Raw genomic sequence first — 9796 nt, 5'->3', positions numbered from 1 at the left:
GACCTCGCGGTCAGGCGCGTCGACGTCGAACGGGGGGTCTTGGTCGGCCATCGGATTCTTGAAGAGGAAGGGTGGAGACCGGACAACGACCCGGAGCGAAACTCGTTACGGCTGCTTCCTTCCGGACCTGACCGGGTTGGCGAGGCGTCCGCCCGTCGCCGATCTCCGCGCCCTATATCGCCGCTGGCGACCGCCGGCGCAACCCGCGCGGAGCCGATCGGCGCCCCGCCGCGGTTGCCGGACGCAACGTAAATGCCTTAGTCCGCCGGGAAGCCCGCCCAGACGGGACCGCAGGACACGGGGAGAGCAAATCCATGGCGTTCAAACCTTTCGATCTGACCGGGAAGGTGGCGCTGGTCACCGGCGGCAACGGCGGCATCGGCCTTGGCATGGCCGAGGGGCTGGCTCAGGCCGGGGCGCGGGTGGTCGTCTGGGGCCAGAATCCACAGAAGAACGCCGACGCCGAGGCGCGCCTGAAAAGCCATGGCGTCGAGGCCGCCGTGCTTTCCGTCGACGTCTCCGACGAAGCGGCGGTGGTGCGCGGCGTGGCCGAAAGCATCGAGCGCTTCGGGCGGCTGGACTTCTGCGCCGCCAACGCCGGGATCGGCGGCGGCGGCGGCGCGCCGTTCGACGAGCTGACCACCGAACAGTGGCGACGGGTGACGACCGTCAACCTCGACGCCGTCTTCTGGACCTTCCGCGAGACCGCCCGGCACATGAAGCAGCGGGCGGAGGCCGGCGATCCCGGCGGCTCGCTGATGGCCACCTCGTCGACCTCGGCGATCCATGGCGCGCCGAAGAACCAGGCCTATGCCGCCACCAAGAGCGCCGTCCTGGCGCTGGTCCGCGGCGTGGCGGTGGAATATGCGCGCCACGGCGTCCGCGCCAACGCCGTGCTGCCGGGCTGGGTGCGCTCGGACATGACGGCGGCCGCCCAGGGCTGGGACAAGTTCAACACGCAGGTGATCGGCCGCGTGCCGCTGCGCCGCTGGGGCGAGCCGGAGGACTTCGCCGGGGTGGCTGTCTACCTGGCTTCCGACGCTTCGCGGTTCCACACCGGCGACGCCCTGGTGCTCGACGGCGGCTACACGATCTACTGATCGGCCATAGGGGAGACTTGATCGGCGGTCCCCGGCCGGAGCGGTCGTCGGACGGCCCCTGGCTACGCGAAGTACTTCGTGATCTACAACCCGAAGTAAGGCCAAGGCATGGCGCGCAGCGGACGCCGGCCTGCACAGCCGGCGGATGTTTGGGGCGGGCATGACGTCGACGGACGGCGGGTTCGAAGCAAGGCTGGCCAAGGCCCATGCGGCGCTTCGCGACACGCCGGGCATCCAGTTCGACTTCGCCGCTGCGCCGCCGCCCGAACCGCCTCCGGGCTGGCTGGAGCCGCTGGTCAAGCTGCTCGTCGCCCTTGGCCCGGCCCTCGCCTACGTCTTCTGGGGCGCGCTCGCCCTCGGATTGGCCTGCGTCGTCTGGCTGATCGTGCGGGAGTTCCTGCCGGCCCGCCAGGGCAAGCGCACGCCCGCCATCGCCACCGACTGGCGGCCGGACGCCCAAGCCGCGCGCGGCCTGCTGGCCGACGCCGACCGACTGGCGGCGCAAGGTCGCCATGCCGAGGCCGTCCACCTGCTGCTGTTCCGCAGTATCGAGGACCTTGCGGCGCGCCGCCCCGGCCTAGTTCGCCCGTCTCTGACCAGCCGCGACATCGCCGGCCTCGCCGAGATCCCGCCGACGCCCCGGGACGCCTTCTCGCGCCTGGCGCGGGTCGTGGAGGCGAGCTTCTTCGGTCGCCAGACGCTCGACGCCGCCGCCTTCGCCGGAGCCCGCGCCGACTACGAGGCCTTCGCCTTTGCGGACGCCTGGCGATGAGCGGCGCGGAGGTCACGCCACCGTTCCGTGGACGGACGATCATCGTCCTGACGCTGGTCGGCATCGTCGCCCTGGCCGCCCTGGCGGTGCTCGGCGCCTTCGCCGGCGAGTTCCGCGGCGGCCAGGATCCGCGGCCCCATGCCCTGTCGCGAGCGGCGATCGGCTATGCCGGCGTTCCGATCCTGATGAAGGCGGTGGGCGCGCCGGTCGTGGTCAGCCAGACGAAGACGCCCAACGCCGCCGACGCCCTCTTGGTGCTCACCGCCGACGCCGGCTCCCGCCCCGAGGACCTTACCGCCATGCCGAAGGCGTGGCGGACGCTGATCGTCCTGCCGAAATGGCAGACGGCGCCGGAACCGCTGCGCCCCGGCGTCGTCCGCAAGATCGGCCTGCTGCAGGACGGGAAGCGATGGAGCGACGTTCTTGCGCCCTACGCCCCCGGAACCCTGACGCAACAGGGTGCGGGGCGAACGCGACCCCGCCTGCTCGGGGTCGGCGGATCGTTCGCCGGAACCGACCTAGCCCTGGGACCCATCGACCGGCTGCAAACCATCACCGGGCCGGGATGGACGCCGCTGCTGGTCGACGCACAGGGCCGCAGCGTCCTGGCCGCAGCGACGAAGCGACCGGACGTCTGGGTGCTGGCCGAGCCCGATCTGCTCAACAACCAGGGCCTCGCCGACATCGGCAACGCCCGGGGCGGGGCTGCCATCCTGGAGGCCGCACGCGCCGGCCGGCCGATCCTCTTCGACGTCACGCTGACCGGCTATGCGCGCGAGCGCGGGATCGGCCGCACTCTGCTGACCCCGCCGTGGCTGGCGGCGACCCTGTGCGCCCTGGCCGCCGCGGTGCTGATGGTGCTGCACGCCCTGGCGAACTTCGGCCCGGTGCGTCGCGGCGGCCGCGCCTTCGCGCCCGGCGCCGCGGCGCTGGTCGAGAACTCCGCCGGGCTGGTGCGCATGGCACGCAAGGAGGGCGAGTTCGCGCCCGCCTATGCCGACCTCGTCCGTACACGGATCGCCAACAATCTCGGGGCCCACGCCGACGCCGCGTGGCTCGAGGAGCTGGCCCGCCGCCGAGGCACGACACCGCCATCGGAGCTGGCCGCCGAGGCCGCCGCCGCCAAATCGCGGCACGACGTCCTGAGCGTCGGCCGCAAGCTGTTCCACTGGAGATCGGAGATGACGCGTGACCATCGCTGACGTGAAGGCGTTGGCCGAGCAGGTGCGGGCCGAGGTCGCCAAGGCGATCATCGGCCAGACCGAGACCGTCGACCTCTTGCTGACGGCGCTGTTCGCCCGCGGCCACGTGCTGCTGGAAGGGCCGCCCGGCGTCGCCAAGACGTTCCTGGCCCAGAGTTTCGCCCGCACCCTGGCGCTGGACTTCGGTCGCATCCAGTTCACGCCGGACCTGATGCCCGCCGACATCATCGGGACCAACGTCTTCAACTTCCAGACCAGCACCTTCTCGCTTACCGAAGGGCCGATCTTCTGCGAGCTGCTGCTGGCCGACGAGGTGAACCGCACCCCGCCCAAGACCCAGGCTGCGCTGCTGGAAGCCATGCAGGAGCGCCGCGTCACCATAGACGGCAAGACCCGGCAGTTGAGCGAGCGGTTCATGGTCGTCGCGACCCAGAACCCGCTGGAGCAGCAGGGCACCTATCCTCTGCCGGAAGCCCAGCTCGACCGCTTCCTGTTCAAGCACGTTCTCGCCTATCCGAGCCTGGAGGAGGAGCGCCGCATCGTCGCCGCCTATGGCCAGCAGAGCGGCCACGCCGATCCCGCCGACCTCGACCTGAAGCCGGTGGTGACCGCAAAGGCCCTGACCGCCGCCCGCGGGGCGGTGGCCGGCGTGAAGCTGACGGACGAGATCGTCGACTACGTCCTCACCCTGGTGCGCTCGACGCGCGAGAGCCCGGACCTGCAGGCCGGCGCCTCGCCGCGCAGCGCCGCGCAGCTGGCCCTGGCGGCCCGGGCCCGGGCGGCCCTGGACGGCCGCGACTATGCGATCCCCGACGACGTCAAGGCTCTGGCTCTGCCGGCCCTGCGCCACCGCGTAATCCTGTCGCCGGCCGCCGAGATCGACGGGCGGCGGGCCGATGAAGTGATCGCCGGGCTGGTCGAACAGGCCGCCGCGCCGCGCTGAGCCCGATGATCGCCCTCTATCCCAGCCGGCGGGCCATCCTGCTGATGGCGGCGGGCGCCCCGCTCGCCCTCGGCCTCGCCCTGGTGGCGCCCGGGATGTGGGCGGCGGCCGGCGGCTGGATCGCCCTGGTCGCGGCGCTGATGCTGGCCGACGCGCTGATCGCGCCTTCGCCGCGCCGCGTCGAAATGGAGATCGTTGCGCCCCGCGTGGTCGGCGTCGGCCGGACCGCGGCGGCCCGGCTGGCGGCGCGGTTCCCGGGCGCCGCGCCGCGTCGGATCGAACTCGCGGCCGGCGGCGACGAGCGGCTGGCGGTCAGCCCGGAGCGAACGCGGGGGCGCAACGCCGCCGTTGAGCTTGTCCTGACGCCGCAGCGGCGCGGGACAGGCCGAATCGAAAGCGCCTGGGCGCGTTGGACCGGCCCGCTTGGCCTCGTCTGGCTGCAGAAACGGCAGGACGGCCCCGAGGTCGCCGTCACCCCCGACATCGCCGGCGTGAAGGACCAGGCGCTGCGGCTCTTCACGCGGGATGCGGCGCTCGGCGCCAAGCCGCTGCTGGAGACCGGCGAGGGCTCGGACTTCCACGCGCTCAAGGACTTCACCACCGGCATGGATCTCGGCGACATCGACTGGAAGTCGAGCGCCCGGCGGCTGAAGCTGGTCGGACGCGAGCATCGCACCGAGCGCAACCACCACATCGTCCTGGCCCTCGACACCGGCCGGCTGATGAGCGCCCCGGCCGGCGGCCTGCCGCGCATCGACCGGGCGATCCACGCCGCTCTGCTGCTCGCCTTCGTGTCGCTGAAGCTCGGCGACCGTGTCGGTCTCTTCGCCTTCGACGCCAGGCCGCGGCTGGCCAGCGGCATGACCGCAGGGGCCGCCGCCTTTCCCCTGCTGCAGCGGCTGGCGGCCGGCCTCGACTATTCCGCCGAGGAGACCAACTTCACCCTCGGGCTGACCGCCCTCTCCGGCCGCCTCGACCGGCGGGCGATGGTCGTGGTGTTCACCGACTTCGCCGATCCGACCAGCGCCGAGCTGATGGTGGAGAATGTCGCCCGGCTAACCCACACCCACCTGGTGCTGTTCGTCGCCTTCCGCGACGACGACCTTGAGGCCCTGGTCGAACGCGAGCCCTCCGAGGCCGACGACGTCACCCGCGCGGTCATCGCCGGCGAGCTGCTGCGCCAGCGCGAGGCGGTGGTTACGCGGCTGAAGCGGCTGGGCGTCGAGATCGTCGACGCGCCGGCTGACGGCTTGCCCATGGCCTTGCTCAACACCTACCTCGACGCCAAGCGGCGGGGACGGCTCTGATGGCCGAACTGCAGTTGAAGAGCCGCCGTTTCCGGGCCGAGCGCGAGGCCGACTGGCGGCGGCTTGAGCGCCTGCTGGAGAAGGCCGAGGCGCGCGGACCTTCCAAGCTGAGCAAAGACGAGCTGCTGGCCATGCCGGTGCTCTACCGCCAGGCTCTGTCGTCGCTGTCGGTGGCCCGGGCGATCTCGCTCGACCAGAGCCTGATCTCCTATCTCGAGAGCCTCTGCACCCGGGCCTATTTCTTCGTCTACGGCACGCGAACGCGGCTGGGCGAACGGCTGGCGGCTTTCTTCCTGCACGACTGGCCGGCCGCGGTGCGCGACCTATGGCGCCCGACCGTGGTCTCGACCCTGCTGATGGTTGTTGGCGCCGTCGTCGCCTTCGTGCTTGTCCGCGCCGATCCCGACTGGTTCAACGCCTTCGTCGACCCGCAGATGTCGCAGGGGCGCGATCCGACAACCTCCGCCGCCGGGCTGCGCGAGACGCTCTACGCCCGGCCCGACGCCAAGGACGGCCTGTCGGTTTTCGCCACCTTCCTCTTCACCCACAACGCCCAAGTCGCCCTGTTCGCGTTTGCTCTCGGCTTCGCGCTCTGCCTGCCGACCGCCGGACTGATGGTGTTCAACGGGGCGGTGCTGGGTGCGATGCTGGCGGTGTTCGCCCGCCATGGGCTCGGGTTCGAGCTCGGCGGCTGGCTGCTTGTCCACGGCGCGACGGAGCTCTTCGCCATCGCCATCGCCGGCGGCGCGGGTCTGTCGATCGGCTGGGCGGTGGTCTTCCCGGGCGCCCGCAGCCGCATCGACGCGGCCGCCGAGACCGGCCGGCGGGCCGCTACCGCCATGGCCGGCGTCGTGGTGATGCTGCTGGTCGCCGGTCTTCTCGAAGGCTTCGCCCGCCAACTCCTCCGGGCCGACCTCGTGCGATACGCGATAGCCCTCATCACCGGGCTGGCTTGGACGGCCTACTTCTACTGGCCGCGGCGGGCCCGGCGATGAGCCCGCGCGCCGCCAAACAGGCCCTCGCGCCCCAGCCCGCCGGCGAGACCATACGCGGACTGGTGACGCCGGAGGGCGTCGACCTGCGCCTGCGGATCGCTTCTTACGGCGAGCGGATCGCGGCCCTGGCCATCGACCTTGGGCTGATGCTCGGGGCCCTGATCCTAGTGACGATCGGCGCGGCCTTCGTCTGGGGCTTCGGCCGGCTGCCGATGCTGAACCAGGCGCTGGCCGTCCTGTGGCTGCTCGGGACCTTCCTGCTACGCAACTTCTACTTCATGGCCTTCGAGATGCGGCCGCGGGCGGCGACGCCAGGCAAGCGCGTCATGGGACTGCGCGTCGTCAGCGCCACCGGCGGCCGCCTGACCTCCGATGCGGTGTTCGCCCGCAACGCCATGCGCGAGATCGAGATCTTACTGCCGCTGTCTTTTCTCGGCGCCGAGGGCCAGGGCGTCGACGGCGCGCTGATCGCGCTGGGCGGCCTGTGGAGCGCGGTTTTCGTGCTGTTCCCGCTGTTCAACCGCGACCGCCGGCGGCTGGGCGACCTCGCGGCCGGCACCCTGGTGGTGAAAGCGCCGAAGCGGCTTCTTCAGGCTGACCTCGCTGACACCGATCGCACCGCCGCGACGGGTCTGACCTTCACCCCGGCGCAGCTCGACGCCTACGGGATCAAGGAACTGCACGTGCTGGAAGAGGTCCTGCGCGCCAACGCCCGTCCGGCGCTGAGCGAGGTCGCCCAGCGCATCAAGGCCAAGATCGCCTGGGAGGGCCCGTCCGACATTCCCGACCGGACCTTCCTCAACGCCTATTACGCCGGCCTGCGCGGCCGGCTGGAGGCCGGCGTCCTGCTCGGCCGCCGCCGCCGCGACAAGTTCGACCGACCCTAGGCGATCCTCAGGCGAAAACTTCGCTCAGTCTCTCTGATCCGCGCCCTTCGCGCTTCTCCCGCAGTTCCACGAACAGCACCGCCGAACCGGCTGCGCCAAGCATGGTGCTGAGGGTCTGAACGATGATGTTGAAGAGGAGGCTGAGCCCCTGAACCACCAGCCCGTCGCCGCCGCCACCGCCACCAATGACCGCCGCGGCGACGGCCAGCCCGCTCACCAGTCCGATCGCCAGGCTGACCCCCATCACGATGAGCAGAACGACGATCCCAAGCCCGAAGATGCGCCAGCGATTGCCGCGGGTCAGCGCAGCGCTGCGTTTCAACGCTCCGACGACGCCTGTGTCTTCGGTGATCAACGCCGGCGCGGCGACGCACCAGGCGCAGACCAGGATGATCCCGGGAACGACCAGCAACATGAAGCCGAGCACACAGCCGATAGCCGAAAGAATTCCGAGGCCGACGAGCGGCCAAAAGGCCCGCAGCCCGATGGACAGGCTTTCGCCGATCGCCGGGCGAACGCCTTCGCGATCCTTCACGGTGGCGTGGACCAGGACAGCCTGAAGCACAACGGCGCCGACGACGCTTACCAGCACGACCAGGGGCAACCAGATCAGGTGCGATGGCTCGAAGGTCGCACCCGGAGTTTTCGGAACGACGAGGAGCTGGAGCAAAGCCGTCAGGCCGCCGGGTAGCCCGGCCAGGATCAAGGCGACCGTGAAGAACGCTTTGAAGTTGCGGCCCACCACCGCAAACGTTTCCTTGATCACCCTGCCGATATCGATCTTGCCGCCGCCAGCGGCCGCCGCGTCGCTCATCGCTCTCCCCTCCAAAGTCCCGCCGGAGAGGTAATCACGGCCTACGCAACCTGTCGACGAGGTGCAGTGGAGGTCTCGGGACCTCAGCCCGGGAAGCAGGCCGCATACATCTTGTCGAGAATACGGAAGAACTGCGTTTGCTCTTCCTCCGTCAGCGCCTGGCGGATCGGCGCTTCGTTGCGCCGGGCGTGGTCATGCAGCCGGTCGAGCGCCTTCTGGCCCTCTCGGGTGATGTAGAGCGCATGACGCCGCCGGTCGGACGGCGAGCGGCGGCGCTCGGCCCAACCGAGCCGCTCCAGCCCGTCGAGGATCGAGACGATGGTCGCCTTGTCGAACCCGACCTCACGGGACAGGGTCGTCTGGGACACTCCCGGGTTGGCGCCGATCAGCGCCAGGGCGCTGAAGGTTCCTGGTTTGGCCTCGGGAGCGAGCTCGTTGAAGCCGCGGGAGAGATGGTTGTGGATCCGCCGGAAGCGGAACCCGATCAGCTCGTTGAGAACCCCCAGCTCGACCTCGAAATCTTCCGCGGCGGGTGCAACGTTCGTCGTGGAAGGGGGCATCGGAGCCTTTCGGGCAAAGCCGGCGAAGCGGCAGCATGTTTCCTTTCCGAAACGTCTCGCCTCGTCAACTAGTCCGCTCGATCGCGACTATCGGCGATTCCCCCTATTCCAGATCAAGCGCGGGCCAGGCCGTCCAGGACGGCGGTCCAGCGTGCGGATCGAGGCGCGGGCGAGCCGTACGTCTGCCCCCCACTGGTGCAGAATGTCCGCCATGGCGGCGGCGCGCGGACCCGCGCGGCGAGACGCCGCCGCGGTTTAGATCTGGTTTTTCAGGGAGATGGTGGACGCGACAGGGATTGAACCTGTGACCCCCTCGATGTCAACGAGGTGCTCTCCCGCTGAGCTACGCGTCCGTACCGTCTATTCGGGAAGGCGGGGATATAACGATGGCCGAACGTCTGTGCAAGCACCCGGATCGGTGTCAGGCGGCGATCATCCGCTCCACCTCGGAGACGATCTCGCGAAGGTGAATGGGTTTCGACAGCACCTTGGCCCCAGGAGGCGCCGCCTCGCCGGCCGCCAACGCGACCGCGGCGAAGCCCGTAATGAACATGATGCGCAGGCCGGGATGCCGCGCCGCGGCCCGCCGCGCCACCTCGATGCCGTCCATGCCCGGCATGACGATGTCGGTCAGCAACAGGTCCCAGTCCTGGTCGAGGATAGCCGCCGCCTCGTCGCCATCGGCGCAGGCGACCACGTCGTAGCCGGCCCGCTCGAGCGCGCGGGCCAGGAAGCCGCGCAGCGAGTCGTCGTCTTCGGCGAGGAGGATGCGGGGCATGGGGCGGGCGTCGTCTTCAAGGTTAAGCCCCCAGCCTAGCGAGGGAACGGTAAACCCGCGATGAACCTTTGACCGGCGGAGGGCTTGCGCGTCTATTGCGCCGCATGAAGGCCTGGGAGCCCACCATCGCCGAGCCCGCCGCCGAGCCCGAGGACCTCATCGTGGAGCCCGCGTTCGACATCCGCCGGGCGGGCGCGCAGGGCGACCCGCCGCCGACGCCCCTGGTGTTCGCCTCGCCGCACTCCGGCCGGCTCTATCCCGACGACATGATGGCCGCCGCCCAGCTCGATGCGGTCAGCATCCGCCGGTCTGAGGACGCCTTCGTCGACGACCTGATCGCCGGCGCCGTCGATCTCGGCGTGCCGCTGATCACCGCCCGGTTCGCCCGCGCCTACATCGACCTCAACCGCGAGCCGTTCGAACTCGACGCCAACATGT

11 protein-coding genes, 1 tRNA gene and 1 other RNA gene are annotated in these 9796 nt (G+C 70.5%); 8 read left to right on the top strand and 5 right to left on the bottom strand.

What is annotated here, in order from left to right; genetic code table 11:
- Positions 1-69: 69 nt before the first annotated feature.
- An RNA gene (gene ffs / locus ACILRF_RS11640) (signal recognition particle sRNA small type) lies at positions 70-168 on the bottom strand.
- Positions 169-314: 146 nt separating this feature from the next.
- Between ffs and ACILRF_RS11635 the strand changes: the two genes are divergently transcribed.
- The 7 genes from ACILRF_RS11635 (at position 315) to ACILRF_RS11605 (ending at position 7206) form a co-directional block, all read left to right on the top strand.
- Entirely contained in the window at positions 315-1100 is a 786-nt protein-coding gene (locus tag ACILRF_RS11635; protein ID WP_395673041.1) for an SDR family NAD(P)-dependent oxidoreductase, read from the top strand.
- A gap of 160 nt (positions 1101-1260) precedes the next feature.
- Complete coding sequence (locus ACILRF_RS11630) at positions 1261-1872, top strand: DUF4129 domain-containing protein (protein ID WP_395673039.1); 612 nt, start codon at positions 1261-1263, stop codon at positions 1870-1872.
- The gene (locus ACILRF_RS11625; RefSeq protein ID WP_395673037.1) at positions 1869-3074 is read left to right on the top strand and encodes a hypothetical protein; all 1206 of its coding nucleotides are present in this window, start codon (positions 1869-1871) and stop codon (positions 3072-3074) included. The genes ACILRF_RS11630 and ACILRF_RS11625 overlap by 4 nt, the downstream gene beginning before the upstream one ends.
- Positions 3061-4017 carry an AAA family ATPase gene (locus ACILRF_RS11620; protein ID WP_395673035.1) on the top strand — a complete coding sequence of 319 codons (957 nt, stop codon included), beginning with the start codon at positions 3061-3063 and terminating at the stop codon, positions 4015-4017. The genes ACILRF_RS11625 and ACILRF_RS11620 overlap by 14 nt, the downstream gene beginning before the upstream one ends.
- A gap of 5 nt (positions 4018-4022) precedes the next feature.
- The gene (locus ACILRF_RS11615; RefSeq protein ID WP_395673033.1) at positions 4023-5324 is read left to right on the top strand and encodes a DUF58 domain-containing protein; all 1302 of its coding nucleotides are present in this window, start codon (positions 4023-4025) and stop codon (positions 5322-5324) included.
- On the top strand, positions 5324-6319 hold the full coding sequence (locus ACILRF_RS11610; protein ID WP_395673031.1) for a stage II sporulation protein M: 996 nt from the start codon (positions 5324-5326) through the stop codon (positions 6317-6319). The genes ACILRF_RS11615 and ACILRF_RS11610 overlap by 1 nt, the downstream gene beginning before the upstream one ends.
- Positions 6316-7206 carry an RDD family protein gene (locus ACILRF_RS11605; protein ID WP_395673029.1) on the top strand — a complete coding sequence of 297 codons (891 nt, stop codon included), beginning with the start codon at positions 6316-6318 and terminating at the stop codon, positions 7204-7206. Before ACILRF_RS11610 ends, ACILRF_RS11605 begins: the two co-directional genes overlap by 4 nt.
- A gap of 7 nt (positions 7207-7213) precedes the next feature.
- Here ACILRF_RS11605 and ACILRF_RS11600 read toward each other — a convergent pair whose 3' ends face one another.
- From ACILRF_RS11600 to cpdR, 4 genes are all read right to left on the bottom strand, one after another.
- A complete protein-coding gene (locus tag ACILRF_RS11600) occupies positions 7214-8020 on the bottom strand; it encodes a hypothetical protein (protein WP_395673027.1) in 807 nt (268 codons plus the stop codon).
- A gap of 83 nt (positions 8021-8103) precedes the next feature.
- On the bottom strand, positions 8104-8580 hold the full coding sequence (locus tag ACILRF_RS11595; protein ID WP_395673025.1) for a MarR family winged helix-turn-helix transcriptional regulator: 477 nt from the start codon (positions 8578-8580) through the stop codon (positions 8104-8106).
- A 278-nt stretch (positions 8581-8858) separates the two neighbouring features.
- Positions 8859-8933: transfer RNA gene (locus ACILRF_RS11590), tRNA-Val, on the bottom strand.
- Positions 8934-9001: 68 nt separating this feature from the next.
- Positions 9002-9358 (bottom strand): cell cycle two-component system response regulator CpdR, encoded by a 357-nt coding sequence (gene cpdR / locus ACILRF_RS11585; protein WP_395673023.1) that lies wholly within the window; start codon positions 9356-9358, stop codon positions 9002-9004.
- Positions 9359-9462: 104 nt separating this feature from the next.
- Here cpdR and ACILRF_RS11580 point away from each other — a divergent pair.
- Positions 9463-9796 (top strand): N-formylglutamate amidohydrolase (locus ACILRF_RS11580; RefSeq protein WP_395673043.1); only part of this gene is annotated, 334 nt, incomplete at its 3' end.

The sequence above is a fragment of the Phenylobacterium sp. genome, assembly GCF_044236515.1.
In the GTDB taxonomy this organism is placed as follows: domain Bacteria; phylum Pseudomonadota; class Alphaproteobacteria; order Caulobacterales; family Caulobacteraceae; genus Phenylobacterium.
This window is presented reverse-complemented; position numbering and strand designations above follow the sequence as displayed.

What these genes read in the sequence shown, in the direction of transcription:
- ACILRF_RS11635 (WP_395673041.1), top strand. Translation starts at nt 315, where the DNA reads ATGGCGTTCAAACCTTTCGATCTGACCGGGAAGGTGGCGCTGGTCACC.
- ACILRF_RS11630 (WP_395673039.1), top strand. Translation starts at nt 1,261, where the DNA reads ATGACGTCGACGGACGGCGGGTTCGAAGCAAGGCTGGCCAAGGCCCAT.
- ACILRF_RS11625 (WP_395673037.1), top strand. Translation starts at nt 1,869, where the DNA reads ATGAGCGGCGCGGAGGTCACGCCACCGTTCCGTGGACGGACGATCATC.
- ACILRF_RS11615 (WP_395673033.1), top strand. Translation starts at nt 4,023, where the DNA reads ATGATCGCCCTCTATCCCAGCCGGCGGGCCATCCTGCTGATGGCGGCG.
- ACILRF_RS11610 (WP_395673031.1), top strand. Translation starts at nt 5,324, where the DNA reads ATGGCCGAACTGCAGTTGAAGAGCCGCCGTTTCCGGGCCGAGCGCGAG.
- ACILRF_RS11605 (WP_395673029.1), top strand. Translation starts at nt 6,316, where the DNA reads ATGAGCCCGCGCGCCGCCAAACAGGCCCTCGCGCCCCAGCCCGCCGGC.
- ACILRF_RS11600 (WP_395673027.1), bottom strand. Translation starts at nt 8,020, where the DNA reads ATGAGCGACGCGGCGGCCGCTGGCGGCGGCAAGATCGATATCGGCAGG.
- ACILRF_RS11595 (WP_395673025.1), bottom strand. Translation starts at nt 8,580, where the DNA reads ATGCCCCCTTCCACGACGAACGTTGCACCCGCCGCGGAAGATTTCGAG.
- cpdR (WP_395673023.1), bottom strand. Translation starts at nt 9,358, where the DNA reads ATGCCCCGCATCCTCCTCGCCGAAGACGACGACTCGCTGCGCGGCTTC.